The 26,046-nt window shown below is 67.1% G+C and carries 23 protein-coding genes and 1 pseudogene; 14 read left to right on the top strand and 10 right to left on the bottom strand.

The window, feature by feature from the left end:
- The first annotated feature begins 52 nt into the window (after positions 1 to 52).
- Positions 53 to 955 carry a LysR substrate-binding domain-containing protein gene (locus tag AC07PF_RS14370; protein WP_494612330.1) on the top strand — a complete coding sequence of 301 codons (903 nt, stop codon included), beginning with the start codon at positions 53 to 55 and terminating at the stop codon, positions 953 to 955.
- Between the two features lie 354 nt (positions 956 to 1,309).
- Here the strand turns inward: AC07PF_RS14370 and AC07PF_RS14365 are convergent, their stop codons facing one another.
- Both AC07PF_RS14365 and serB read right to left on the bottom strand, forming a co-directional pair.
- A complete protein-coding gene (locus tag AC07PF_RS14365; RefSeq protein WP_494612329.1) occupies positions 1,310 to 1,786 on the bottom strand; it encodes a redoxin domain-containing protein in 477 nt (158 codons plus the stop codon).
- 89 nt (positions 1,787 to 1,875) lie between these two features.
- Positions 1,876 to 2,589, bottom strand: a complete 714-nt coding sequence (gene serB / locus AC07PF_RS14360) for a phosphoserine phosphatase SerB (RefSeq protein ID WP_145696282.1) — start codon at positions 2,587 to 2,589, stop codon at positions 1,876 to 1,878.
- A 151-nt stretch (positions 2,590 to 2,740) separates the two neighbouring features.
- Here serB and AC07PF_RS14355 point away from each other — a divergent pair, with 151 nt between their 5' ends.
- A complete protein-coding gene (locus AC07PF_RS14355) occupies positions 2,741 to 3,718 on the top strand; it encodes a tripartite tricarboxylate transporter substrate binding protein (protein WP_494612328.1) in 978 nt (325 codons plus the stop codon).
- Here the strand turns inward: AC07PF_RS14355 and AC07PF_RS14350 are convergent.
- On the bottom strand, positions 3,669 to 4,589 hold the full coding sequence (locus AC07PF_RS14350) for a haloalkane dehalogenase (protein ID WP_494612327.1): 921 nt from the start codon (positions 4,587 to 4,589) through the stop codon (positions 3,669 to 3,671). The genes AC07PF_RS14355 and AC07PF_RS14350 overlap by 50 nt on opposite strands.
- Positions 4,590 to 4,661: 72 nt before the next feature.
- Between AC07PF_RS14350 and AC07PF_RS14345 the strand changes: the two genes are divergently transcribed.
- A complete protein-coding gene (locus AC07PF_RS14345; protein WP_494612326.1) occupies positions 4,662 to 5,135 on the top strand; it encodes a MarR family winged helix-turn-helix transcriptional regulator in 474 nt (157 codons plus the stop codon).
- Positions 5,136 to 5,219: 84 nt separating this feature from the next.
- Here the strand turns inward: AC07PF_RS14345 and AC07PF_RS14340 are convergent, their stop codons facing one another.
- The 3 genes from AC07PF_RS14340 to AC07PF_RS14330 form a co-directional block, all read right to left on the bottom strand.
- A complete protein-coding gene (locus AC07PF_RS14340; protein WP_494612325.1) occupies positions 5,220 to 5,594 on the bottom strand; it encodes a DUF6463 family protein in 375 nt (124 codons plus the stop codon).
- Between the two features lie 173 nt (positions 5,595 to 5,767).
- Complete coding sequence (gene pdxA / locus AC07PF_RS14335) at positions 5,768 to 7,519, bottom strand: 4-hydroxythreonine-4-phosphate dehydrogenase PdxA (RefSeq protein ID WP_494612324.1); 1,752 nt, start codon at positions 7,517 to 7,519, stop codon at positions 5,768 to 5,770.
- Positions 7,516 to 8,724 (bottom strand): four-carbon acid sugar kinase family protein, encoded by a 1,209-nt coding sequence (locus AC07PF_RS14330; protein WP_494612323.1) that lies wholly within the window; start codon positions 8,722 to 8,724, stop codon positions 7,516 to 7,518. Before AC07PF_RS14330 ends, pdxA begins: the two co-directional genes overlap by 4 nt.
- A 111-nt stretch (positions 8,725 to 8,835) precedes the next feature.
- On the opposite strand from AC07PF_RS14330, the gene AC07PF_RS14325 reads away from it, so the two are divergent.
- From AC07PF_RS14325 to AC07PF_RS14315, 3 genes are read left to right on the top strand one after another with little or no spacing between them, the layout of a single operon-like run.
- Positions 8,836 to 9,819: a LysR family transcriptional regulator gene (locus AC07PF_RS14325; RefSeq protein ID WP_494612322.1), complete on the top strand. Its 984-nt coding sequence runs from the start codon at positions 8,836 to 8,838 to the stop codon at positions 9,817 to 9,819.
- Positions 9,820 to 9,852: 33 nt separating this feature from the next.
- Positions 9,853 to 11,499: a serine hydrolase domain-containing protein gene (locus AC07PF_RS14320; RefSeq protein WP_494612321.1), complete on the top strand. Its 1,647-nt coding sequence runs from the start codon at positions 9,853 to 9,855 to the stop codon at positions 11,497 to 11,499.
- Positions 11,500 to 11,535: 36 nt separating this feature from the next.
- Positions 11,536 to 12,876: an AbiJ-related protein gene (locus tag AC07PF_RS14315; RefSeq protein ID WP_494612320.1), complete on the top strand. Its 1,341-nt coding sequence runs from the start codon at positions 11,536 to 11,538 to the stop codon at positions 12,874 to 12,876.
- 236 nt (positions 12,877 to 13,112) lie between these two features.
- On the opposite strand, the pseudogene AC07PF_RS14310 reads toward AC07PF_RS14315, so the two are convergent.
- Positions 13,113 to 13,247 (bottom strand): annotated as a pseudogene (locus tag AC07PF_RS14310) (DNA polymerase III subunit beta); the annotation flags it as partial.
- Positions 13,248 to 13,676: 429 nt separating this feature from the next.
- On the opposite strand from AC07PF_RS14310, the gene AC07PF_RS14305 reads away from it, so the two are divergent.
- Positions 13,677 to 15,179: a carotenoid oxygenase family protein gene (locus tag AC07PF_RS14305; protein WP_494612319.1), complete on the top strand. Its 1,503-nt coding sequence runs from the start codon at positions 13,677 to 13,679 to the stop codon at positions 15,177 to 15,179.
- A 150-nt stretch (positions 15,180 to 15,329) separates the two neighbouring features.
- Here AC07PF_RS14305 and AC07PF_RS14300 read toward each other — a convergent pair whose 3' ends face one another.
- Together AC07PF_RS14300 and AC07PF_RS14295 are read right to left on the bottom strand one after the other, a co-directional pair.
- Positions 15,330 to 15,926 (bottom strand): pentapeptide repeat-containing protein, encoded by a 597-nt coding sequence (locus AC07PF_RS14300; RefSeq protein ID WP_145696291.1) that lies wholly within the window; start codon positions 15,924 to 15,926, stop codon positions 15,330 to 15,332.
- 395 nt (positions 15,927 to 16,321) lie between these two features.
- Positions 16,322 to 17,107, bottom strand: coding sequence for a hypothetical protein (locus AC07PF_RS14295; RefSeq protein WP_494612318.1), 786 nt, complete (start codon positions 17,105 to 17,107; stop codon positions 16,322 to 16,324).
- Positions 17,108 to 17,526: 419 nt separating this feature from the next.
- Here AC07PF_RS14295 and AC07PF_RS14290 point away from each other — a divergent pair, with 419 nt between their 5' ends.
- A complete protein-coding gene (locus AC07PF_RS14290) occupies positions 17,527 to 18,795 on the top strand; it encodes an alpha/beta hydrolase family protein (protein ID WP_494612317.1) in 1,269 nt (422 codons plus the stop codon).
- 6 nt (positions 18,796 to 18,801) lie between these two features.
- Here the strand turns inward: AC07PF_RS14290 and AC07PF_RS14285 are convergent, their stop codons facing one another.
- Positions 18,802 to 21,162 (bottom strand): DNA polymerase II, encoded by a 2,361-nt coding sequence (locus AC07PF_RS14285; RefSeq protein WP_494612316.1) that lies wholly within the window; start codon positions 21,160 to 21,162, stop codon positions 18,802 to 18,804.
- 203 nt (positions 21,163 to 21,365) lie between these two features.
- Here AC07PF_RS14285 and AC07PF_RS14280 point away from each other — a divergent pair, with 203 nt between their 5' ends.
- From AC07PF_RS14280 to AC07PF_RS14255, 6 genes are all read left to right on the top strand, one after another.
- Complete coding sequence (locus AC07PF_RS14280) at positions 21,366 to 22,514, top strand: serine hydrolase domain-containing protein (protein ID WP_494612315.1); 1,149 nt, start codon at positions 21,366 to 21,368, stop codon at positions 22,512 to 22,514.
- Between the two features lie 122 nt (positions 22,515 to 22,636).
- A complete protein-coding gene (locus AC07PF_RS14275; protein WP_007861848.1) occupies positions 22,637 to 22,936 on the top strand; it encodes a hypothetical protein in 300 nt (99 codons plus the stop codon).
- Positions 22,937 to 23,104: 168 nt separating this feature from the next.
- Positions 23,105 to 23,815 (top strand): permease, encoded by a 711-nt coding sequence (locus tag AC07PF_RS14270; RefSeq protein ID WP_108016526.1) that lies wholly within the window; start codon positions 23,105 to 23,107, stop codon positions 23,813 to 23,815.
- A 21-nt stretch (positions 23,816 to 23,836) separates the two neighbouring features.
- Positions 23,837 to 24,595, top strand: a complete 759-nt coding sequence (locus tag AC07PF_RS14265; RefSeq protein ID WP_007861846.1) for a CPBP family intramembrane glutamic endopeptidase — start codon at positions 23,837 to 23,839, stop codon at positions 24,593 to 24,595.
- A gap of 133 nt (positions 24,596 to 24,728) precedes the next feature.
- Entirely contained in the window at positions 24,729 to 25,505 is a 777-nt protein-coding gene (locus AC07PF_RS14260; protein ID WP_494612314.1) for a hypothetical protein, read from the top strand.
- A 101-nt stretch (positions 25,506 to 25,606) separates the two neighbouring features.
- On the top strand, positions 25,607 to 25,993 hold the full coding sequence (locus AC07PF_RS14255) for a hypothetical protein (protein WP_494612313.1): 387 nt from the start codon (positions 25,607 to 25,609) through the stop codon (positions 25,991 to 25,993).
- The last annotated feature ends 53 nt before the right edge of the window (positions 25,994 to 26,046 follow it).

The following is a 26,046-nucleotide window of genomic DNA, read 5'->3' as shown; positions in this document are numbered from 1 at the left end:
CAAAATCGTGGTTCGTGATGACACAATGTCATCACCCTCCCGTTCTTCATCCATGAAACTGCGCTCCCCCTCGCTGGTCGAACTCCATGCCTTCCTGGCCGTGTGCCGGCTGGGCAGTTTTCGCCAGGCGGCCGAGGACCTGTGCGTCACGCAGGCCGCGGTGAGCCGCGCCGTGCAGCGGCTGGAGCAGCACCTGGGCGACTGCCGGTTGTTCGAGCGCTCGCCACAGGGCGTGCTGCTCAGCGAGCGCGGGCGCCAGCTGCGCCAGTTGACCGAGCGGCACGTGATGGCGCTCGAATCGGCCACGGCGCTGTTCGTGGCGCCGCGCGCGCCGGGCACGCTGCGGCTGTCGGTCATCCCCACGCTGGGCACCAAGTGGCTGCTGCCGCGCCTGCCGCGCTTCCAGGCGCGCCACCCGGGCCTCGATATCGAGATGCGGCAGTTTCGGCATGACGAGGATTTCAGCCGCGACGACGTGGATGTGTGGATCGACGTGAAGCGCCCACGCCGCCGCTGGCCTGTGCGCCTGCAGGCCACCTACCTCTTGGGGCGCGACATCATTCCCGTGTGCGCGCCGCAGGTCGCAACGCGCCTCAAACGCCCGGCCGACCTGGCGCGCGAGGTGCTGCTGCACCACACCAATTTTCCCGACAACTGGGCGCGCTGGGCCAACGCTGCCGGCCTGCAGCGCGAGCTGAAGCTGGGGCCCGGCTATGACCTGAGCATGAACCTGATCTTCGCGGCCAAGGAGGGGGTGGGCATCGCCATCACCCAGCCCTGCCTGATCGAGCGCGAGCTGCACAGCGGTGAGCTGGTGATCCCCTTCGACCTGCCGGTCTCGACCGCGCGCGGCTATTTCCTGTGCACCGACAAGGACCGCCCGGCCACGCCGGGGCAACTGGCCTTCATGGAATGGGTGCAGGAGGAGGCCCGGCAGATGGCCGACCCGGTGTGAAGTGAAGCACCCCCTGAGTCGCTTCGCGCCTCGGTGCCCCCGCCAGAGGCGGCGGCTCTTCGGGCACGTCCAAGCCTGCGCAGGCAGGCTTGGAGCCGCGGCCCTCAGCCCCTCTCTCGACTCGCTGCGCGAGTCGGGAGGGGGACGCCCCCAGTGCGGCGGGGCGGCCCTTGTACGGCGGCACTGGCCTGGTTCGCGCCAGTTTCATGCGTCGTGGGTGGCGCGCAGCGCAATGAATTTCTGATACGGATTGCCTTCACCGTAAGCGATAGTTGGTTCGCTTTGCCGTGCTACGGCACTGTCTGCGGCTCCTGCCTGGCTATGCGATCCAAGGCAAATCCGTACGAGTGCCGGTCAGCCCACCAAAGTACGCAGGCTCGGCACCGCCTGCGCCCACCACAGCCGCCAGCGCATGCCCCAGGCCGGGGTGTAGCCGCTGGTCGCAAAGCGCACATCGCCGCGCGCATCCACCACCACCAGGGCCGGCACGCTGCGCACGCCCCAGGCGCGCGACAACTCGGCCTGCGGGTCCACGGCCGTGGGCCAGGGCATGCCGCGCTGGCGCTGCACCTGGGCCACGCGCGCGGCGGGGCCGGATTGCATGGCAATGCCCAGCACCGGCCAATCGGCCGAGAGGCTGGCCACCGTGGGTTCTTCGAGCTTGCAGATGGCGCACCACTCGGCCCAGAAATGCAGGGCCACGGCCCGACCGGGGTGCCGGGCGCGCCATTCGGAGAGTGTGGTGCTGCTGCCATCGGCCAGGGTGATGGCGGCATCGGGCGCCGGACCCGAAGGGAGGTCGCGCGTGCGCCAGGCATCGACGCCGGCCACCACCAGCAGGGCCAGCAGCAGCGTGCCCAGGTGCTGGCGCCAGTCCCGGCGCAGGGACTGCCAGGCGCGGCGGGGCAGGGCGGAGGGGTTCAGCGCAATACTTCCAGCAGCCTGTCGAGGCCGCCTTCATTGATCGCCACCTTGGCCTGGGCGCGCACCGTGGGCTTGGCGTGGTAGGCCACCGAGAGGCCGGCCGCGCCCATCATGGGCAGGTCGTTGGCACCGTCGCCCACGGCAATCGCCTGCGACGGCGCAATGCCCATGAGCGAGGCCACTTCGAGCAGCGTGCGGCGCTTTTCGGCACCGTCGCAGATATCGCCCCATGCCTGGTCCACCATGCGGCCGGTGAGCAGGCCGTTCTCCACTTCGAGCATGTTGGAGCGGGCGAAGTCGATCCCGAGGCCGGCCTTCACGCGGTCGGCAAAGAAGGTGAAGCCGCCCGAGACCAGCAGCGTGGTCAGGCCTGCGGCCTTGGCCGCGCTGACCAGCTCCTTGGCGCCGGGGTTGAAGCGCAGGCGCTCGCTGAACACCTGCTCCATGTGGGCCACGGTCACGCCCTTGAGCAGGGCCACGCGCTGGCGCAGGCTTTCCTTGTAGTCGGTGATGATGCCCTGCATGGCCGCTTCGGTGATGGCGGCCACCTCGGCCTTGCGGCCGGCGGCGTCGGCGATTTCGTCCACGCACTCGATGTTGATCAGGGTGGAGTCCATGTCGAAGGCGATGAGCTTGTAGCTCGACAGGGACAGCGGGGCGTCTATGCCCTGGACGACGAGGCCGGGGGCGAATTCGGTGGCGTTTTTCATGGAAAGAGGCAGGTTCGGAGATCGGAACACCCCAATGGTATCGCCCACCAGGGTGTCCCCCCTACGGCCCGGGTACCTATGCCGATGGGGCATAGCTCTCAGTGCCTGGGCCTTGTGGCAGCACAATCCCGTTTTTGTCATAGTACAAAGCATGACTTTTCCTTTGAACCCTGGGCGCCGGGCCCTGTTGCTGCTGTTGGTCACCGCCGCCTGCACGGGCGTATCGGCACAGCCCGCCGACAAGCGCCCCATCCGCCTGGTCGTGCCCTTCGGCCCCGGCGGCGTGGCCGATCTCACGGCGCGCACCGTGGCCCAGAAGATGACCGAGGCCACGGGCCAGAGCATCGTGGTGGACAACAAACCCGGCGCGGGTGGCATCGTCGCGGCCGACACGGTGGCCAAGGCGGCGCCCGATGGCCGCACGCTGCTGCTCATGTCCAACGGCAACGCGGTGAGCGCGGGCCTGTTCAAGAGCCTGCCGTTCGACCCGGTCAAGAGCTTCACGCCGGTGTCCATGCTGGGCACCTTCGACATCGCCCTCATCACCGGCGCCAAGTCGCGCTTCAAGGACATCGCCTCGCTGCTGGCCTATGCCAAGGCCAACCCCGGCAAGCTTAACATCGGCACCATCAACATCGGCAGCACGCAGCACCTGGCGGCCGAGCTGTTCAAGCGCAGCCTGGGCCTCGACGTGACCATCGTCCCGTTCAACAGCACCTCGGCCGTGGTCAGCGCCCTGCATGGTGAGCAGGTGGACGCGGGCGTGGAGATCCTGGCGCCGGTGCTGGCGCAGATCTCGGGCAACACGCTGCATGCCCTGGCCGTGATGGGCGAGAAGCGCTCGCCCGCGCTGCCCCAGGTGCCCACCGTGGCCGAGAGCGGTGCGCCGCAGTTCAACGTGGCCTCGTGGAACGCCTTTGCCGCGCCGGCGGGCACGCCGCCCGACATCATTGCGCGGCTGAACAGAGACACCAATGCCGCGCTCAACGCGCCCGATGTCAAGGCGCGGCTGTTGCAGCTCGGTGTGCAGGCCAGCGGCGGCACGCCCCAGGCGCAGGCCGACTTTTTTGCACGCGAGATCAAGCGCTGGTCCGATGTGATCCAGCAGGCCGGGATCCAGAAGCAATAGCAGCAGGCAGCAGGGCGGTGTCCGCCCAGGCCCGCAGCGCATCGGCAATGCGCACGGGCTGGTCCTCGGGTGCCAGGTGGCCGGCGTCGCCGCAGGCCTGCACCGTGAGGCGGGCGATGTTCTCGCGGCACCAGGCCTCCATGGCCGGGCCGATCATCAGCGTGGGCGAGCCCGTGAAGGTGAGCAGCAGCTTCGGTACGGCATGCGAGCTTGCCAGCCAATCGCCATATGCCTCGACCCGTGCCACCACGTCGGCGGGCGAGCCTTCGATGGGCATGGCGCGCGGCCAGGCCAGCAGCGGGCGCCGGCTGGCGGGTGTGGGGTAGGGCGCCTCGTACACCGCGCGGTCGGCGGCAGACAGCGGCGTGAGCACCGTGGCCGTGAGCGAGCCGGCGAGGAACTGGTTCTGCGCGAGGGCCAACTGCTCGCCCAGGCCCGGCGTGCGAAACGCCTCGAAGCGCGGCCGCGCCGCCGCAGGAAAGTCGGCCCAGCCTATGGGCTTGACGATGGTCTCCATGAAGGTGATGCCGCGCACCCGGTGCGCATGCCGGCGTGCCCAGTCGAAGGCGAGCGACGCACCCCAGTCGATGCCCACCAGCACCACGTCCTGCAGGTCCATCGCATCGAACCAGGCAGCGAGGTAGCGCGCATGGTCGTCGTAGCCATAGGCCATGTCCGGCTTGCCCGACTGGCCCATGCCGATCAGGTCCGGCGCCAGGCAGCGGCCCAGCCTTTGGACACCTGGCAGCACTTTGCGCCACAGGTGCGAGGACACGGGGTTGCCGTGCAGGAACACCCAGGTGGGGCCGGTGCCTGGGGCTCCAGTGTCCTCATAGTGCAGGTGCGAATCGAGAACGGAAATGGTGGGCATGGGGCATTTCTCAAAAATGGTAAGGTACCTGTCTAGTTTATTGAAATAGACAGGCGCCTGTCAAATTCCGCCATGAACCCATCGACGCCCTCCACCACGGTCACCCCTGACACACCCGGCTCCCTGGGCGTGCTGCTGCGCCTGCTGCACCAGCAGTTCGCGGGCGCGGTGGACGAAGCCCTGGCCGAGGCCGGCTTTGGCGATGTGCGCGCGGCGCATGCCAGCGTGTTCACCTTCGTCCCGCCCGAGGGCATGCCCGTGAGCGAGCTCACGCTGCTGGCGCGCGTGCGCAAGCAGTCCATGGCGCAGACGGTGGACGAGCTCGAAAAACTCGGCTACGTGGAACGCCGCCCCAGCCCCAGCGACAAGCGCTCGCGCCTGGTGTTTCTCACCGCGCGGGGCCGGCAGATCCGCCCGCTGGCCATGGCGGCCGGCAGCCGCATCGAGGGGCAGTGGGCGGGGTTGATCGGCGCGGGCGAACTCGGTGCCGTCAAGCGCGCATTGGGTGACCTGCTGGCCAGTGTCGGGCGGCAAGGCGTCGATTGAAACCCACCGTTTCCGCTACAGGGCTGAAGCCAGGGGGTCAGTGCGCAGCGGCCTCCTGTGCGGGAGACTGCCACGGCATGGCACTCACGCCAGCCAACCACGCCCCGTCGCGAACAACACCCCCGCAACCACGAGCAAGGCCCACAGGGGCGAGGCAGGGAAGGCCGCGATACCCACCAACGCGGCAACCAGCAGGTACAGGCCGATCAGTCCCAGGGTGTGCACGTCCCCGTTGGCGGCGGCCCGCAGCGCGAGGTGGCCGCACAGTATCAGCACCGGCCCAAGCAGGGTGAACCAGAACGCGAGGCGACGGCTGTCGTCGGTCTTGAATGCGTCCAGCAGGCCGTCGGACAGGGCGGCCAGAAACGGCTGCTTGAACCTTACCAAGCCCATCGCGATATGCAGGACGCCCAAGGCGAGCAAGGAACCGGCGGCGACGGTCTTCCAGTTGAGGGTCATGGGGGCTGCCTTTTAAATGCTGAATTTAAATAATTACTATTGATTAAAATCAAATAAATTCAATTTTTTAAATGGTAATTTCCTATTGTAGTGCGAACTGCGCTGATTGCGCCATGGGTGTCCTGCGACGTCCCCGGGCCGGCGGGAGAGACCCCGATGCTGCGGGGGCTGCCTCAGGCCTGCGCCAGTGCACCCTGCAGCACGGTCTGGATGGCGCACAGTTGCCCTGCCAGCCCGTGCGGTACCACGCCCGTGACTTCAAAGGCGCCGTCGAGCGCTGCGGTGCCCACGGTAAAGCCTGCCGCCTGGCCCGCCACCACGGCCGCGATGCGTTCGGCCCGGTCGATGGAGCCCGCAATCACCACCGGCTTGTCCACCGCCGAGCACACGGCGGCCATGAGGGCTGGCACGTCGGCTGCATCGCCTGCAAAGCGGTAGGCCAGCAGGTCCAGTCCGTGCACGCCGTCCAGGGCGGCGATGCGGCGCGCGCTGGCCACCACGTCTTCCACCGTGCCCTGCAACACGCTGGGGTGGCCCACCACTTGGCCGGCAAACGGGTAGTAGCGGATGGAGGTGTTGGCGAGCAGCGGCAGCACCGCCTCGGGCCGGGTGCCGCCCATGAGCACGTCCACCCCCAGCGCCACGGCGGCGCGGGCCGATGCGACTTCGCTGGCCTCGTCCTGGCTGACCACCTCCAGGTAGCTCACGGCGCCGCCCGCGTGGATGGCATCGGCCAGGCGCTGCAGCGCGGCCCAGGGCAGGCCGATGTCCTTGAAGCCGATGTGCCGCACGCCGGCGGCCAGCACGGCGGGCAACTGCTCCAGGGCGTCGGTGATGGTCTGGTCGTGCCGGGTGAGCATGAAGATGAATTCCGGCAACGGCTGCCCGGGTGGCGGCGTTGCCTGCGTGGCCGTGACCATGGCCACCGCCTGGTCCACCGCATGCCCCAGGCTCGATGCATCGGCCCGCCCCGTGCCCGCGATGTCGAAGGCCGTGCCGTGGTCCACCGAGGTGCGCACAAAGGGCAGGCCCACGGTGATGTTCACGCCCTGGTCCACGCCCAGGTACTTCACGGGGATCAGGCCCTGGTCGTGGTACTGCGCCACCACGATGTCGAATGCACCCTGGCGCGCCCGCATGAACACCGTGTCCCCCGGCCAGGGGCCCGTGGCGTCTAAGCCCTCGGCCCGCGCCGCAGCAATGGCCGGGGCGACGATGTCCCGGTCTTCGTGGCCGAACAGCCCGCCTTCGCCCGCATGCGGGTTGAGCCCGGCCACCGCCACACGCGGCTGCGCAATGCCATAGGCGCGGCAGGCGCGGTGCGCCAGGCGGATGGCGCGCAGCTCGCTCTCGGGCGTCACGGCGGCAATCGCATCGCGCAGCGCCAGGTGGATGGACACCAGCAGCACGCGCAGCTCGCCATTGGCCAGCATCATCGCGAAGTCGGTGGTGCCTGCCCGCTCGGCCAGCATCTCGGTGTGGCCGGGGTGCAGCACGCCGGCGGCGCGCAGCGCCTCCTTGTGCAGCGGCGCGGTCACGATGCCGGCCACGCTGCCCGCCAGTGCCAGGTCGATGGCGCGCTGCACACAGGCGTGCGCTGCGGCCCCGGCACGGGCGTCCACCCGGCCCATGGGCAGGTCGGCGGGCAGCGGCGCGCAGGCCTGCAGCACGGGCAGGGCGCCTTGGCGCAAGGCCTCGTGCAAACCCTCCAATTGGTCGCCCACGGGGCGCACCTGCAGCGGCGCGCCCACGGTGGCCGCTGCGCGCTGCAGGGCACCCACATCGCCGACCACCACATACGGCGCAGCCCCCGTGCCGCGTGCCGTGGCCCATTGGGCAATGATCTCGGGGCCTATACCGGCCGGGTCGCCCATGGTGATGGCCAGGGGCAGGGCAGGGGGGCGGGTGCTTGCATTCGCATTCATGGTGTCGGTCGTTGCTGTGGGGAAAGGGTGGGCAGGGACTGCAGGCGTTGCACGCAGCGCAGCAAGGTGTGCGCGCTGCCAAAGCCCCCTGCCTTGGTCGAAAAAGGAATCTGGCGCGTGGGCAGGCGCAGCATGCCGAAGGGCACGCCGGGCTCGACCTCGCCCAGCAGGTCGAGCGAGCGGGCGCGCAGCGCATCCACGGTGCGCCGCGCAGTGTCGCCACCCGTGGCCACCAGCGCGTCGAAGTGCGGCGCGCAGCGCGCCACCACCTGCGCCAGCTGAAGGGCCGGCGCAGCGCACGCTGGCGTGCCGGTGGCCGCATCGGCCATGCGGGGCGATGCCAGGCACACCACCGGGTGCCGGGCCAGTGCCTGGGCCACCGTGGCGGCCAGCGGTGCGGGGTCGAAGGGGCTGCCTGTGCCCGGCGGCAGCCCGATGACGGGCACGCCGGCGTGCGCCAGGCCATCCACCTGCACCTGGTTGGCAGGGTGCAGGCTGCCCACCACTACCAGCACGCGCCTGCAAGGCCGGGGTGCTGGGGCGGCTGGCAGGGGCCCTGCCTCGGTTGCGGGCCTGCCCTGGGTGTCTTGCACGGGCATGGCGGGCAGTGCGCGGGCCAGCGCTGCCGCCAGGCCGGGCGAGCCCACCCACAGCACGCCGGGCCGTTGCCAACCCACTGCGGCGACGATGGCGTCCAGGTCGTGGTCGTGCGTGGCGTCGTGCACCCGCATGCAATCCGGCGGCAGGCCGTGCATGCGCTCGGCCACATTGCTGGTGGTGACGGGGGTGCGCGGGTCGCTCGCAAACACCGTGTGCTCCACCGGCATGCCCTGCACGCGCTGCAGGCCCTGCACGGTGGTGCGGCCTGCGGCCGGAAAGGCTGGCGCCACCTCGGCCCGCTGGCGGCCGGCCCCGGCGAGTGCGCCCTGCGCCTCTGCGCCCAGGTTGCCGCGCAGCGTGGAGTCCACTGTCTTGTAGACCAGGGCCGCGCTGCGCAGCCGCTGCGCCGCGCCATGGAAACGGCGCTGTGCCACGCCGGGGCGCAGAAAGCGCGAGTCCAGGTCCACCGCAAGCACATCGGCGCTGCCCGGGGTGATGGCGCTGGCGCGCAGCACCACCCGCACCGACAGCCCGCGTGCCGCAAACGGTGCCGCGCCATCGAGTGCGCTGGTAAGGTCGTCGGCCAGAACGGCGATGAAGGTCATTCGGTTGCGTATCCATCAAACAATGGACGCTACTGTGCCGCTGCGCAAAGGATAAGAAAACCGATTTGATCTCAGGCATGATTGAGCAGAATTCAATCAATGACTCATGCCATGCCCCCAGACACCCGACTGCCCCCGATGTCCGCCCTGCGCGCCTTCGAGGCCACGGTGCGCCATGGCAGCGTCTCGCGCGCTGCGCGCGAGCTGCACCTGACCGATGGGGCAGTGAGCCGTGCCGTGCGCGAGCTGGAGGGCGAGCTCGGCTTTGCCCTGTTCCAGCGCAGCAGCCGCGCGGTGCTGCCCACGCCCACGGCACAGGTGCTGGCCGAGGATGTGGCCGGTGCGCTCGACCGCCTGCGCGCGGCGCTGGCCCGTGCGCGCCGCACGGGCGGGCCGGGCCGGCCGCTGGTGCTGTCGTGCGAGCCCACCTTGCTGATCCGCTGGCTCATCCCGCGCCTGGCGCAGTTGCAGGCCGCCGTGGGCAGCGAGCGCGAGCTGCGCCTGGTATCTGCCGGGGGCGTGGTGCACTTCGAGCGCGACGGCATCGACCTGGCCATCCGCCGCAACGACTTCGCCCTGGCCGACGATGTGCTGGCCGAGCCCTTTCTGCACGAGCACATCGGCCCCGTGTGCCGCGCCGACATGGCGGCCACCCTCGGCCCGCAGCCAGGCGAGCCGCTGCAGGGCGTGCTGCTGCACACCGCCACGCGGCCGGACGCCTGGGGTAGCTGGGCCGCGCTGGCTGGCACGCGGCTGCAGCCCACGCGCGCGATCCGCTTCGAGCATTTCTACCAAAGCCTGCAAGCCGCTGTGGCCGGTGCCGGCGTGGCCATCGGCCCGCTGGCCCTGGTGGCCGACGACCTGGCCAGCGGCGTGCTGTGCGCGCCGTGTGGCTTCGTGGCCGATGGCAGCAGCTACCAGCTCATGGCTCCGCGCGCGGGCGTGCAGGAGGGGCCGGGCGATGCCTTCTACGCGGTGCTGGCCTGGCTGCGTGCGGCCTGCCAGGAGCTGCCCGCCACCTCGCCACCCACCGTGGGTAAACGACCACAATCCCCCAAAAGAAGTACCAAGGCGCGTGCTCCCGGGCGCATATGATTTCTGCACAACATGCACCGAGGGAGGCTGAGGATGGCAAGGCACACGCAAGCTGGGGTGGCAGGGACTGGCGTCCCCGCCCCCATCACCCGCAGGCAGGCCACGGCCGTGCTGCTGGCCGGCGCCGCCGCACCTTTCACGGCAGGGGCGCAGCAGGACGCCGCGGCGCCCGCGTCGTCCGCTGCATCGGCCGTAACCACCCCGCCCACCACGCTCTGGCCGGGTGACGACTGGGCCGAGAGCACGCCCGAGGCCCAGGGCATGGACTCTGCCGCGCTGGCCAAGCTCTTCGACTATGGCGCCGCGCAGGGCATGGACAGCCTGCTCGTCACCCGCCACGGCAGCCTGGTGGCCGAGGCCTTCTACGCACCCTACCGCGAGGGGCTCAAGCACGCCGTCAACTCCACCACCAAGGGCGTCGTCGCCACGCTCACCGGCATGGCCATCCAGGACGGGCTGATCCCCTCACGCGATGCACCCGTGCTCGACTTCTTTGAGGGCCGCAAGGTTGCCAACGCCGACGCCTCCAAGAAGGCCATGACCCTGGGCCACCTGCTCGACATGACCTCGGGCCTGCACTGGATAGAGCCACTCAGCGACGCCGTGCCCGAGACCATGCTGCAGCTGGGGCGTTCGCGCGACTGGCAGGGCTTTGTGCTCGACCGCCCCATGGCCCAGGCGCCCGGCGCAGGCTTCAACTACAACAGCGGCAACACCCACCTGCTCTCGGCCATCCTGGCGCATAAGACCGGCGGCAGTACCCTGGCCTATGCGCAAAAGCGCTTGTTCGGCCCCCTGGGCATCAGCGACGTGCGCTGGCGCAAGGACCCGCAGGGCCTCGAAGTCGGCGGCTGGGGCCTGTACCTGCACCCGCGCGACATGGCGCGCATCGGTTATCTCTACCTGCGAAAGGGCCAGTGGAACGGCCGCCAGCTGCTGCCCGCCGCCTGGGTGGAGCAGGTGTTCAATCCCACCGTGGATATGGGCTTTGGCAGTGCTGCACCCGCCTTCAAATACGCCAACGGCTGGTGGAGCATTCCGTCCAAACGCGCCTACTTCACCGCCGGCTTCAACCGCCAGCTCATCGTGGTGCTGCCCGACATCGACGTGGTGGTCGCCGTCACCGGCCGGCGCCACTACGCGCTGCCCACTTTCATCGACCACATCACCGCAGCAGTGCGCTCGCGCGAGCCCCTGCCCGCCGATGCGGGCGCGCAAGACCTGCTGGCCACCCGCATCCGCGACGCCGGGGTGGAAAAGCCCGGCCCCCAGCCCTTGGGAGCCACGCCCGAGCTGGCCGCCACCGTCTCGCGCAAGGCCTGGCTGCTGGAGCGCAACGCCCTGGGCCTGCAGCGCCTGGTGCTGGACCTGACGCCGGCCAACCCGCGCTACGAAGCCAGCTTCGACCCCGGCCGCCCCGATGTCCCGCGCGAGCCGGTCGCTGGCCCGCTGGGGCTGGACGGCAAGTACCGCACCGCGCCGCAGGGCCCCAACGCGGTCGTCGCCGTCAAGGGCCACTGGCTCGATGCGCAGACCTTCCAGTTGATCTCGCGCTCCGTGGCGGATGGGGAGGTCACCGTGGCCACGCTGAAGTTCGAGGACAGCGGCAAGGCGGTGAATGTAGGGTTGGAGAACAACTGGGGGTTCAGGGGGCAGGTGCGGGGGCGGGCTGCCGAGTAAGAACTCTATATGGATCTTCGCAGTTTGAGGCAAGTGATGCGACCAGTCATCTCCAACTTAAAAGATGACTGCTCAAATACAAACATGCCGGAGTTTTGCGAGCGCTTGGGGTTGGCTTTTCCTGTCGAGATGCCGAGCAAGCGCCAGCGTATGGAACAGGCTCTGGAATTGCTGGGTGACGATGGGTTGGCGGAGGCAGCCAGGCGGTTGCTTGACTACGGTGTTCGCGATCAGCAGGCTCGCAATGCCATTCAAGAAATTCTTTGGTCGGAAACGCCCTACCCAGAAATTCCTAAGAAGTACCGGAAGGCAGTTGCTCGTTCTATAGACTGCTTCGATCACTACGGTAGCGCGAAGCACTTTGATGCTCTGCTCGACGAACTGTGGGTCCTCGATACCGATCCCCTTGCTGGAATCTTTGGGAGCGATGACTCTCTGAGGGAGGCGGTTGAACAGCACATTCATCGAAATTCGATGGATTGGCGACCGGATGATTTATTTGAGCGTTTGGGTGCATACGAGGCTGCGGACTCACGTTTTGCAAAATTTCTTGAAGGACTCTCCTCAGGTGATGTGAGGGGGGACGAGTCATTGCAGTGGGCATTTGTAGATGCTGTGAACTCAGTGCTTCGTGAATGCGGCGCAGAACTTCGCCAGACAGCGCTTATTGGGGGCTATCCATCGTTTAGCTTATTGTCACTGCACGATGGAAAACGAGGTGGCCCGAAGAATCTGATCTTTGCATCTCAACGCAAGCCAGACATCCGCATCAGAGATGCTATTGACAACGATATCGAGATTGTCGACAGCCGTGATGACGTGTTGGTGTACGACAGACCAATCGGACATCAAGGGCTTTGCTGGCGAGACCTGCAAAATTGGTGGGCCGAGTTTATGCAATTGCAGGACGCTACGAAGGCTAAAGAAAGCCTCTACAAACGGCTACGAGGCAGCTTACCTAGCAGTTCGCCCCCTCAAATGCTGCTCTATGACACCTTTCATCGGTGCTTCGGGCGTGCAGTTCCGGAGCTTCCTGCATTGCTTCCGGAAGTATGGTTGCACTGGGACCACAAGACGGTCAGAGAACGCGGAGTGGGTGCCCTCTTGAGGTTCAGGATGGACTTTCTGATGTTGTTGCCCGGCGGTGTTCGCGTAGTTATCGAAGTGGATGGAAAGCAGCACTACGCCAATGAGAAAGGTATAGCAGATGTGGAACGGTATGCCCAAATGATGGCTGCGGATCGAGAGTTGAAGCTCTCGGGATACGAGGTATATCGGTATGGTGCGGTGGAACTACAGGGCACTGCTTCAACCGCTATGCTGCATCAATTCTTCGTTGATCTATTCAGGCGCTATGGTGTTGTTGTACCCGTTTAGAAGTCAGCCGAGACGATGCCCTCGGCTGCTATTTCAGGCGTTGATCAGTTGCATCATGTGAGTTTTGTACTTCCATCCCCTATCAATCTCCAGCAGCTAGGGCCTACCCGTTTTCGGCGGCGCTCCGGTTTCACTCTAATCCTGTAAGGTAAGCAAGTAGGCTCGTTCAGGTTGCAGGTCTGAAAAGGCATCTGCCTTTCCGGTGCGTGTCTAAAAATAGCTGGGGTGGTTTCCGCTATTTCCTGCGGCGTGCTAGACGTCCTGAAGATCACGTTGGCAAGAATCGGAAGCGTATGACGCCTCTCTACGATGCCTGCTACGGATTGCAAGACGGCAAGCACCTTGTCCTGTACTGCCTTCAAAACGATCATTTTCCAAATACTCCGAAGTAGGCCGTTCCTAGTGACACCACCGCCAGCATTAGGCAGCGAAACATGGACGGCATTGCGAAGTTCAACAACCCGTACAGAATCATGTGTACCGGGGTTGCGCCTGCATCCTTCAACTCACGTAGACAGTCCTCTTGCTTGCTTGAAGACAAGCTGGGTAAGGACTTTTTTTTGGGTGCGCTCATTACAGTGCTCCAGTTCGTGTCGTGCATCAGACACGGCACAGGCACGATTGTCCGTGAAGAAAAGAGTTATCCACAATATAGAAGGCAAGCGAGGTAAGTTCATGGCGCGCTTTCCACTGAGTCATGCGCAGAAAATTTAGGCTTCAGGAATCGCTTTGCTTAGGTCATGATGAAAGATGCATGCGAACCTAGAACGTGCCACCAAGATCAGATCGACTAGAAGCCCATGAATTTCGCCATTCAGCCTGAACCTCCAGCCGTATCAACCCCTGCCACCCGCCTGCGCGGCCTCCAATCCACCGCCCGCGAACTCCCCGACACCCCGGTCGAAATCCGCGGCCAGGTTCCTTCCTGGCTGCTGGGCGGCAGCCTGCTGCTCAACGGCCCGGCGCTGTGGGACCTGCCCCACGGCAGCTACGGGCACTGGTTCGATGGCCTGGCCATGCTGCACCGGGTGCGGCTGGCGCCGGGGGATGTGGGCGGGGCCAGTGCCACCTACCGCAGCCGCTACCTGCAGACCGATGACCTGCGCGAGAGCCTGGCGGCGCGCAAGCCGGCGCGGGCGGCCTTTGGCACGGCAGACCCGGCGGGCTTCTTCACGCGCATGCGCCACCTGCGCCACCCCAAGGTGACGGACAACGGCGCGGTGGTGATGGCGCGCATCGGCTCGCAGTGGGTGGCGCAGACCGAAACGCCGCTGCTCACCAGCTTCGACCCCGACACGCTGGCCACCACAGGGCGCATCGTGTACGACGATGCCGAGGTGATCCACGTGATGTCGGCCCACGGCATGACGGATGCGCAGGGCACCTACTGGAACGTGGGCCTGGAGGTGGGGCCCAAGTGCACCTACAAGCTGTTCAAGATCGTCCAGGGCAGCCGGCGGCGCGAGGTGCTGGCGCGCTGGTCCGTGCGCCAGGCCGGCTACCTGCATGCGTTTGCGATGACGCCCACGCACGCCATCGTGTGGCAGCCTGCCATGCGGCTCAACGCGATCAAGCTGGCGCTGTCGGGCAAGGGCTTCATCGACAGCTTTGCGTGGAACCAGGCCCTGGGCTCGCGCATCGACGCCATCTCGCTCATCGACGGCAGCGTGCGCAGCTGGGCCGTGCCGGCGATGACCGGCTTCCATGCGGTGCAGGCCTGGGACGAGCCCAGCCCCGATGGCCGCAGCAACGCCACGCTGGTGCTGGACCTGTGTACCAACGATGGTCCCGAGATCTTTGCGGCACTGCAGATGGAGCGCCTGCGCGCCGGCCAGCCGGTGGGCGTGCAGCACCGCGTGCAGCGCTACCGGCTGGACCCCGGCCGCAGCGATGCGCAGCCCCGGACGCTGGTCGAGGGCGCCAGCGTGGAGCTGCCCTCGGTGCATGGCGCCTATTGGGGCAGGAAGCAGTCGCGCCATGCCTGGTTTGCGGGCTTCGACCCCGAGGGCAAGGCGCCCATGTTCGACCGCACCGTGAAGCTGGACCTCGATGGCGGCCGCATCGCCGGCACCTGGCAGCGCGAGGCCGCGGTGCAGATGGAGCCGCTGTTCGTGGACCGCCCCGGCTCCACTGCCGAGGACGATGGCGTGCTGCTGGTGCCCACGCTGGCCGAAGGCGACACAGGCACGGTGGTCGGCGTGGTCGACCCGGCCAGCATGCAATGCCTGGCCACGCTGCACCTGCCGCAGGTGGTGCCGTTCGGGTTCCATGCGGCGTTCAAGCCTGCCTGGATGCCGGGCTGAGCCGGCAGCCAGGCTGGCAGGCGTGGGGCGCGTGGGCAAGCCCCTGCTCCGGGTCGGCAGCTGCGGCGAATGCTGCATCCGGTGCCGGCAGTCGCCGTGCGCTTGAGGGGGCGGTTGGCTGAGTGAGCGGGCAGGCGAATCCGTTCGGCGCTAGACCATGCACTGTTCCAGTTGCGGCGACTCGCCAAGGAACTTGGCGCCGCGCAAGTCGCATTGGTCGAAGACACAGCCATCGAAGGTGCACTGCTCGAAGGTGCTGGCACGAAACTCCTGCCGCCGAAAGCTGGCGCCGGAGAAGTCGCACTGGGCGAACAGTACCCGGCGCCCACCCCACTCCGTGAGCGAAGCCGACGCAATGAATTTGGCACCACGGAAACTGCAGGATTCGAAGCGCGCGTCATCCGCCTTCAGGCGGAGCGTCGAACCATCGAACGTGCATGAACGAAAGCGGGTCTTCGCCGCCGACACATGGCTCAACCTGGATTGGTCGAAATGGACCTGGTCAAAAACGGCCTCGGCCATCGACCCCTCGATCTGGGCACACGACAGATCAAGCTTGGACAGGTGGGTACGAAACAGGTTGAATACCGGCAGGCCAGCGATGGGTGTGGCGGCCCCAATGGCAATACCTCTCAGGTCGAGCGGGCCTTGCAGTTCTCGGGACGAGATCAGTTTCGCCATGGCTTCGACAGCGCTGCTGGAAAAATCCGGGTCGTGCCAGCGCTGCCGGAGTTTGGCGGGTTGCATGTGCGAGAGCTTCGGCGTGAGTTCGGTGGACGGCGACAAGGAGTGCGTTGGCGCCACATGCTACCCCGGCCTCTCGTTTCTTCCCCTGCAACTGCAGAGCGCCACCTTCATCTTGCTGTCACAGGCCCGCGCCATGGTGGATGGATCGACGGCCGGGATCGAGACGCGTGGCGAGCGTTGCGTTCTTCACCCTAAGTCTGGGCCGAGTCGGTCCTCAGGGCGCGCCCCATGTTTCTCTGTGCGGCGCCAGCAGCCAAGGCCCTGTCGCCGCTAAAATTCAAAGGATTGGAGCTGGCACGAGCGTTCTGGGACGACACGAAACAGGCACGGCTCGCACCGCGTGCCAGCGTGAAGACCCATTCAGCACGGCATGGAACGCCTGCATCCGGCCCGGACTACAACCCCGCGATGGCGCCGGCTTCCGCCATCTGCCGGCGGACAGCCTCGCGCGACGTGGTGGGAACCCGCCAGGACATGAGCGAGGTGCCGGCGGTTGGCTGGATGTCGCCCGCCCCCATGGACGTGATCAGCGAACGCAGCGGCCCGCCGTCGCGGGTCGCCTCGCCCAGTTGTCCTGCACCCAGCAAATTGAGCGCATACACGTCCCTGAGCTTGCGTACACGAACCTCTGGCGCAACGGCATACCAGGTGAGCAGGCGGGTGCGTTCATCGGGAGGCAGGTCGCCGGGGTCCAGCGACAGGATATGGAAGCCAGGCTGCCTGTTGGACGCATCGGCGAAGCCGAATCCAAAGCTCCAGGGCGCCAGCGTGATGTAAGCCCCCATGGTCTCAGCGTAGGCCTCTCCATCGAACGGCAGCCATGCCTCGTTCACCTCCAGCGACAGCAGCAATTCGCCCACCGATGGCGTGTATGAGAGCGAAGCCAGTGCGAAGCTGTCGAACGTGGGTTCATCGCTGCCAACGGGATTGGCGGCCACGCTCACGCTCACGACACCATCGAATTCCCGCGCCAACGCCTTCTTGTGCGCACGACCGCCATAGCGGACAAAGCCTTCCGGGTAGCCATCGCCACCCAGCCCCAGGTATGTGGGGGCAATGCCAAGGCGGGCGAACAGGGATTCCGTCAAACGGGCAAAACGGGCAAAAAGGTCTGCACCCGGCTCTGCGCCCCCGTAGAGATACAGCCCGAGGGCGCTGGCCGTCGCGATGGGAGATGTCATCTGGCCATTTTGCACGCGGAGATGCGACAAGCGCATTGTCGGGAACACCGAAGAGCCGCCCGAAATCTGGGGGGCACTTTCCTGTTGCGCCAGGCGCCTGACCATCCATTTCTCGGGGGCGAAGTGGATGATGTCGGCCTTGTGCCCTCGACCGTGCGCCCATCGCCCGGGCCCGCCTGTCGACGGCCTAGACCCAGCGGACCGCCCCCGCTCCAGCGGCGAGGCAGGCATGCATGGGGCCGCGGATGGACATGGCGTACGCAGCTAGCTGGCCCGGTGACGTGAAGCCCCTGCGTGGCATGGGCCCGCGTGGCCCCGTGGGGGATGCGGCTGGGAACCCGGTACCCTGTCGGTCCTGGAGGTGCCTGAAAATGCAAGGTCGATGGTTGTCGTTGCGTGCGGCAGGGTGGAAGGCTGCTTTGGCTGCTGCCGTGGCAGCGGTGGGTTGGCTCGCGGGCGTGGCCCACGCGCAGACTGCCTTGCCCGCCGGCACGGCGCAGATGCGCCCGGTGCCCGCCGAGACCAGCGCCAGCGCAGAGTTGCCGCCCGATGTGGCCGTGGTGGCGCCCGACGCCACGCTGGAGGGCGGCCGCAGGCTGCTGCCCTGGAGCGGTATCTGGCGCGGCAGTGCCTGCCGCTTTGCGCAGTGCGATGTGAAGGTGGCGGTGGAGAAGCTGTCGGCCGATGCGGCCACCGTGGTCTATGCCGGTGCCAGCGCCACGCAGCGCGTCACCGAGCGGGGCGAAGCGAAGTTCATCGACAACGAATTGCACATGCCCCTGCGCACCGGGGCCACGCTGGTGCTGCGCCTGCGCGAAGACGGCGACATGGAGATGTCGCTGTGGAAAAACGTGACGCAACTGCTCAGCTACGGTGTGCTGACCCAGAAACCCTTTGCCTATGCGCGCAGCGTCGAGCGCGTGCCCACGCCGTGGTCCGAAAACGGGCGCGCACAGACGCTGGAAATGGTGGTCTACCGGCCGCCCGGTGCGGGGCCGTTTCCCACCCTGGTGTTCAACCACGGCTCCACGGGCAACGGGGACAAGCCCGAATGGTTCACCTACACCTGGGCCAGCCCCGAGGTGGGAGCCTACTTTGCGGACAAGGGCTGGCAGGTGGTGTTTCCGCAGCGGCGCGGGCGCGGCAAATCCGACGGGCTGTATGACGAAGGCTTCGAGCCCGACCGCTCACGCTACGCCTGCCGGCCGGAGCGCTCGCTGCCCGGCATGGAGCGCGCCATGGCCGACCTCGATGCCGTGCTGGCGCACCTGCGCACGCGCAGCGACGTCGACATGCGGCGACTGTTGATCGGTGGCGTCTCGCGCGGGGGCGTTCTCTCGGTCGCCTATGCGGGCACGCGCCCTGCCGCACCCTTCCTGGGCGTGCTGAACTTCGTGGGGGGCTGGGTGGGGGACCGCTGCACGCATGCCGACGCCATCAACCCGGTCGCGTTCCGCCGTGGCGCGGCGTTCCCTCATCCCGTGCTCTGGCTGTATGGGGACCAGGATCCGTTCTATGCGCTGCGCCACAGCCGCAAGAACTTCGACGCCTTCATGGCTGAAGGCGGCAAGGGCAGCTTCGTGGCCTTCGATCCCTTGTACGGAGCCAGCGGGCACGGCATCCATGCCCAGCCCGCCCTGTGGCGCAGCGCGGTGGACGGCTACCTGCAGGCGGTGGTGCCAAAGTAGCGCCAGCTAAAACAGGTCCTGCTGGGCCGAGGTCAGATTGGCGAAGCTCTCGCCCAGCGGCTGCAGGATGGCGTCTGCGATCGGCTGGACCTGCTTGTCCAGGTAGTGCCCGTAGTCGATGGGGGAATGGCGCGCTTCCAGCGGCTCCGGCCCGTTGCGGGTCATGACGTAGCGGATCCAGCCGCCGCTCTGGTACTGCTGGGGGCGGCCCATGCGGGCGTTGTATTCGTCGGCCATGCGCGCCGCGCGCACCTGCGGGGGCACGTTGGCGACGTAGGCGTCCAGGCGGTGGCGCAGGCGCTTGCGGTAGACGAGCAGGTCGTCCTTGTCGCCGGCCAGGGTGGCCTGCGCGTAGTCGGCCACGAACTCGCGGTAGGGCGCGCCCTGGAACACGCGCGAGAGCAGTCCTTCCTGGAACTGCCGGGCCAGGGGCGTCCAGTCGCTGCGGGCCATCTCCAGGCCGCGGTAGACCATCTCCTCCTTGCCCTCCACGTCCACGCTCAGGCCGGCGTAGCGCTTCTTGCTGCCCACGTCCGAGCCGCGGATGGTGGGCATGAAGAACTTCTTGTAGTGCGTGTCGAACTCGATCTCGAGGTGGTTCTCAAGATTCTGGTCTTCGCGCAGGGTGCGCGTCCACCAGGCGTTGATGTCCTTGACCAGTTCGGCCGCCACGGCGTGTGCCTCGGCATTGGTGTGGGTGCGCTTGAGCCAGATGAAGATGGAGTCGGTATCGCCGTAGATGGCCTCGTAGCCGCGCTGCTCCACGAAGTCGCGGGTGGCTTTCACCATCGCATGGCCGCGCAGGGTGATCGCCGAGATCACCTGCGGGTTGAAGAAGCGGCATTCCGACGCCCCCAGCACCCCGGCAAAAGAGTTCATCACCAGCTTCAGCGCCTGCGACAGGGGCTCGTTCTTCGCGCGCTTGGCCTCGTCGCGCGCGCGCCAGAGGGTGGTGACGATCTCCGGCAGGCAGTGCCTGTCGCGCGAGAAGCGCGTGCCCAGCGGGCCCTGGATCAGCGGCGCCGCGTCGCTGGCATGCAGGCCTTCCACATACCCCACCGGGTCGACCAGGAAGGTGCGGATGATCGAGGGGTACAGGCTCTTGTAGTCCAGCACCACCACCGAGTCGTAGAAACCGGGCTTCGAATTCATCACGTAGCCGCCGGGCGAGGACTGGCCCTGTATCTCGCCCACATTGGGCGCCACATAGCCCAGGCGGTGCATGCGCGGCAGGTAGTGGTGGCTGAAGGCGGCGATGGAGCCGCCGAAGTGGTCCATCTGCAGGCCGGTGGTGTGGGCCCGCTCCATCGCGAACTGCAGCAGCCGGGCCTTGTCGAAGATGCGCAGCACCAGCTCGCAGTCGCGGATGTTGTAGGTGGCCAGCGCGGGCTTGTCGTGCTGGTAGCGCCGCTCGATCTCGGCCATCTTGTCGTACTCGTCGCCGATCTCCTTGCCCTCGCCGAGCAACTGCTGCGAGACGTTTTCGAGGCTGAACGACGCAAAGCTCCACACCGCGGCCCGCAGCGCCTCGATGCCGTCGATGACCACCCGCCCGGGCATGGGCGCGAAGAGGTAGCCCTGCTTGCCCGGGTGCGTGCGCCAGGCGATGGGCCGGCGCTCGCGGCCCAGCTGCAGGGGCGTGGCGCATTCATCGGCGGTCTTTTGCAGCACGTTCAGGTCGAACTGGATCACGTTCCAGCCGATGAGCACGTCCGGGTCATTGCGCGCAAACCAGTCGTTGAGTTGCTCGATCATGGCCTGGCGGGTGGGGCAGTAGATGAGCGCAAAGCCCGAGGGTTCGGCGGCAGGCCCCGGCGGCGGCTCGCCCAGCATGTACACCACGCGTTCGGCCATGCCGTCGAGCGCGATCGAATACAGCGCCTGGTGCTGGCTGGTCTCGATGTCCAGCGACACCACCTTCAGCGCCGGCCGGTAGTCGGGCGCGGGCAGCAGCCTGCAGTCCACGCGGGCGCCGTTCTCGGTGCGCCCGCCCTCCACCAGCACGCCTGCGGTGATGAAGCGCTCCATCAGGTAGCGCTCGTGCGGGCGCACATCGGCTTCGAGCAGGGAGATGCCCAATTGCTGTAGCGAGCGCGCCAGCCGCCCCAGCTGCCGAAAATGCCTGGCGTAGACCCCGATCACGGGCTCCTGCTGAAAGCTCTTGAGTTCGAGCGCGCGCAGCTCCACGTCCGGCAGGGCCATGAGCTGTGGGTCCACCGTGCCCTTGTGCCGCGCCTCGACGAAGGCCACCGAGGTCTGGCCGGTGAGCAGCACCTTGAGCGGGCCGGTGTCGGTCGCCAGCCAGTATTCGATTTCGGTGCCCGCGGGAGTATCCCGCCAGTGGCGCGTGAGGATGAATCCCTTCATTTGGATGGACGCAGGGGGCGTGGGACGCAATCGGAGAATGGGAGAGGGCGGGAGGCCTGGAGGTCAGGCAACGGGGCTACCGATTCTCGCCGAAGGCGGGGCAGCCCGCAGGCGCGGCGCCCCTGTCGGCGGCTGCGGCAGAATGCGCCGAAGCCCACCGAACTTCTGCCCTGCACGCCAGGGGCGGCAACCGGACGAATCCCATGCTGAACACATTGCGCTCCACCGCCATCGCTGCCTTGGCCGCCACCGCCATCATGGTGGGTGGTGCGCCCGCGCTCGCCGATACCGAGGTTCCGCCCGCTGCGGTGGCGGCGCCCCGGCAGGCCAGTGCGCAGGGCGTATATCCCGGTGTGGCCTGGAGCACACCGGCCACCAGCGGGCAGCCGAGCGGATGGTCGGAAGACAAGCTCCAACTGGCCGACAGCTATGCCGACTCGCTGCGCTCGGACGCCTACCTCGTGGTGCACCGCGGCGTGCTGGTGCATGCCTATGGGGACATCCGCCGGCCGATGAACCTCGCGTCGGTGCGCAAGAGCGTGCTCAGCGTTCTGTACGGCATGCACGTGGGCCGGGGCGCCATCGACCTGGACCAGAGCCTGGCCTCGCTCGGCATCACGGACAAGGGCGGGTTGTCGGACGTGGAGCAGACCGCCACCGTGCGGCAGCTGCTGCAGTCGCGCTCCGGGGTCTACCACGAGGCAGCCTACGAGACGCCTGCGGCCAAGAAGCGGCGGCCGGAACGCGGCAGCCACGCACCCGGCACCTTCTGGTACTACAACAACTGGGACTTCAACGCGCTGGCCACCATCTTCCAGCGCCGCACGGGCAAGGACGTGTTCGAGGCGCTCAAGACCGAGCTGACAGAGCCTCTGCAGTTCGAGGACTTCCGCTACCCGCAGGACACGAAGTTCGAGTACGAGCGCAGCTCGGAGCACCCCGCCTACCTGATGTTCCTGTCTGCGCGCGACCTGGCGCGCATCGGCTTGCTGGTGAGCCGCGACGGCCAGTGGCAAGGGCGCCAGATGGTGCCGTCGGCCTGGCTGCGCGAGAGCACCACCTCGTACAGCGCCGCCTCGGGCGGCAGCGGCTATGGCTACATGTGGTGGCTGCCGTTCGCGGCATTTCCGTCGTGGCGCCTTCCCGGCAACCAGCTGGTGCTGGCAGACGGGAGCGGCGGCCAGTTCATGCTGATCGACCGGGCGCGGGACATCGTGCTCGTGCACCGGGTCGACAACAGCCGGCTCTGGTTCAAGCGCAACGCGGTGGACCTGGGGCAATTCGCGGAGCTTGCGGCGCGCGTCATCGCTGCGGCACCGGCGAGGCAGGCGGTGGGCAGCACGGCACCTTGATTCACCGGCAGGGTGTGGGGCCTTTTGCGGCAGCGAAGGGCTGAGCGCCCGGCGTTAGGATGGCGCCACAGGAGGAGTGCGCGGCGCCTGCCGCGTGGTGCCCCTGCCCATGGAGCATTGCGATGTTCAGTTTTCTGGTCGATATCGTCGTTGGCTTTTTCGAATTCGTGCTCGACGTGCTGCTGTTCCGGTCCCAGCGCGAAAGGCGCGGCAGCCGTGGGCGCAGCGTGGCGGAGGACTCGCTGGCGGTGGCCCACTTCGACTTCGTGACCTTGGTGCTGATCTCCCTGGTCAGCGCCGGGCTGATGCTGCTGCTGGCCTTTGCGTTCGGTGTCCCGGTGGGCTGGAGCATTGCCATCGGTCTGGCCGTGGGCGTGGTCTGGGGGTTGTGGCGGTACGCGCGGCTGCTTCGGGCGGAATGATCGCCAGCGGCTGCCTGCCTCGTGGCGCTCGTGACCTTCACGCGGTGAATCCATCACCTCTCGTTCCCTTCGCCTTTTGGGTCATGCTGTGCGGCTGGTGCGCCGCGATCGTAGGCTGGGTTCGCATGGAAGCGCTGGACAAGATGGCCCGTCCGATGTCCCAATGGGGTGGTCCACAGCGCGCGTTTGGCGCTCCCGGAGGAGTTCATGGACCTGATGAAGTTGATGCGGAGCCTGGAGGAATTCGTCTTCGAGGCCATCGCACTGCTGTTCTTCTACCCCCGAACGCTGCTGCGCATCATCTTCAAGCCGCTGCAGGCCATGGAGTACGCAGAGCAGGAGGAAGCGTCGGACAAGACCGATGCCTATGACGATGCGGTGAGCCCGCCCCTGCTGCTGCTGATCACGCTGCTGCTCACCAGTGGAGTCGGGGTGGCGTTGCACGTCGCACAGGCTTCGGACGCGGCCCCCCTGGCCAAGGAACTCCTGAACTCGCCGCAGAACCTGCTGCTTTTTCGCAGCCTGCTGTTCAGCCTGATCCCGCTGACGGCTGCGGTGCTGCTGTTGCGCAAGCGCAGGCAGGCGGCATCGCGCACCGCCTTGCGGCAGCCCTTCTTCGCCCAGTGCTACCTGACATCGCCCTTTGCGCTGGTTGTTTCGCTGGGCCTTATTGCGACCCAGATGCCTGGGCGGGGCCTTGCCATGGCCGGAGCGATTGCGTGCGCGATGGCATTCGCGTGGATGGTGGGCGTGCAGGCCGCGTGGTTCCGGGCCAAGCTGGGCATTGGACGCCTGGCCGCGCTGGGCATGGGCCTGGGCCTGCTCGTGCGGGCGTGCGCATGGGTGCTTGTCGCCGTGGCACTGGTCGCGATTTTCTGAGCCCCGGAGGTTGGAGAAAACATGCACATTCAACCGCGCTGGTGGGTCGGTCTGGGCGTGTACCTTGCCTACCTGGGCTGGGTCTTCGCTGCATGGACTTACCTGGGCATCGACTACGCATCGCTGGGTGCGCAGGCCAACCTGCTGCGCGGCGTCATCGTGCCGCTGGGCATTGCTGCCATGGCGCTGTGTGCCTTCAATGCGCTGGCAGGGTGGTGGCCGCAGGCGACCCGCGAGCCACCGCTGCGCCGGCCCCTGTACCTGGCCGCAGTGCTGCTGCCCATGCTCGGGTTCATCGGCATGAACCTGTACAGCACGGTCTGGGCGGCCATCGGCATGGAGCACGTGCTGGTGCTGGCCGCCGCCATGCTGCTGGTGGGGTTCTGCGAAGAAATGGTGCACCGTGGCATCCTGCTGGTGGGCCTGCGCCATTCGCTGCGCTCCGAGGCCTGGGTGTGGTTCTGGTCGAGCACCCTGTTCGGCCTGCTGCACGCCACCAACGCCTTCTTCGGCCTGGGCGCGGCGGCCCTGGTGCAGGTGGCTCTGGCCTTTTGCGCGGGCACGGGGCTGTACCTCGTGCGCAGGCTCACCGGCAACCTGTGGGTGGCGATGGCGTTGCACGCCCTGTGGGATTTTTCGAGCATCGCGCACGGGCTGGCGAAGGGCCCCCAGAGCCTTGGCGCGCTCGTCTTTCTGGGCGGCACCTATGTGGCTTCCATCGCCGTGGTGGTGCTGGTCTTGCGCCGCGGGCCGGCGGCGGCACCGGCGGGGACCACCTGACGAGGAGCGGCTGACAGAATCGAGCCAAGCGCCCCTGGCGCCAGCAATGACCGACGCGCCGCGATGACGGGCTTGCCGAAGCCCGGCAGGCATTCATGCAGAATGCCCAATCCATTGTCGTCGGGGGGTCTTCATGGTGCTGCGTTTGCGAGTGGCCGCGCTGCTACTGGGTCTGGCCGTGGTAGGGCCCGCGGCCGCCGGGGAGGAGAGCGAAAGCCACATCAGCCGCCCAGGCCTGTTCTTTGCCTGGCTGTCGCCCGACCTGGGTGCCGTCGTGGTCCGTGCGGACGATGCTGCCCATTTGCGCGCTCTGGCGCGGCACTGCCGTGCGGGTCGGCCGGTGTTTGCCCTGCAGACCGGCGAGAAGCACCTGTGCCAGATCGAGGTGCCCAAGGGCCCGTCGGGTGGCGAACAGTGGGAGGAAGTCAGGGCCACGGTGCAGGGCGGACCGGCCCGGTTCAAAACCCGGCAGTACCGGCTGTTCTCCATCCAGCCCCCGCAAACGACGCAGTGGGTTACCCGTCGGGTCACTGCGCCTGAGGTGCAGGCCCTCGAGGGCCTGCTGCAGTCGGACGCACGCAAGTGGGCGGCGGTGAGGAAACAGTCGAAGCTGGCCGCCGCAACGGTGGTACACAAGCCCGGCGGCCAGGGCCTGGCCATTGTGGTGCCCGGCGAGTGGGTGAAGGACAGCGCCGCCGAATACAGCGCGCGCAGACACCATGTGTTCACGAAAGACCGCAACGGCTACGCCTACCAGGGCGAGGTGCCGGCCAAGGTGGCCAGCTTCGTCGACCTGGACGGCGCAGACCTTCCGGGGCTGGTGGTCAGCGAGGGCTGCGACGGCTGGTGCATCACGCTCTGGAGCCTGGCCGGCGGGCTGCGGCAGGTGGGCCGGTTCGGCGGGCATTGAGCAGTGTCGGTGGAACCTTCAGCAAGCCGATTAGATGGTACAAAAGTACGGAGATTTTTACAGTGACTCAACCCTCCCGTCGCCAATTTGCCCTCGGCGCAATGGCTGCGAGCGCCGCTCTGTATACGGTTAGCCTGTTTCTACCCGTGTTCCTTTACCTTACCCCGCAGCAAGATCCCCCATCCACATCGGGCTTCTACGCGTTGGTCTTTGGAGTCGCGGGTCACATCTCCTGGCTAGCAAATCCACTGCTTGTCTTTGCCTGGATCAGCGTGGGGAAGAAGCGTGGGATTCTCGCTGCGAGCTTGGCAATGGCTGCGCTGCTCTTCGCCTGTTTGTTCATGCGCAGCGGTCAGCAATTGGCCGGCGGAAGCGCAGGGATGTATTCCTACGAGATTCTTCCGGGCTACTATGTCTGGATCACATCCATTGCGGTTTGTCTGCTTGCCGGGCTGATTCAGGGGCGTGAGACCTCCTCAGCTGTATGAGCCTGGAGCGGCCACGCGCCCATGGCAGACGCCCAGCTATAGTTGCCTTGCGT

Source organism: Acidovorax sp. GW821-FHT10A04 (assembly GCF_059415825.1).
Note: the sequence above shows the minus strand (reverse complement) of the source record. Positions and strands in the feature narration are given on the sequence as shown.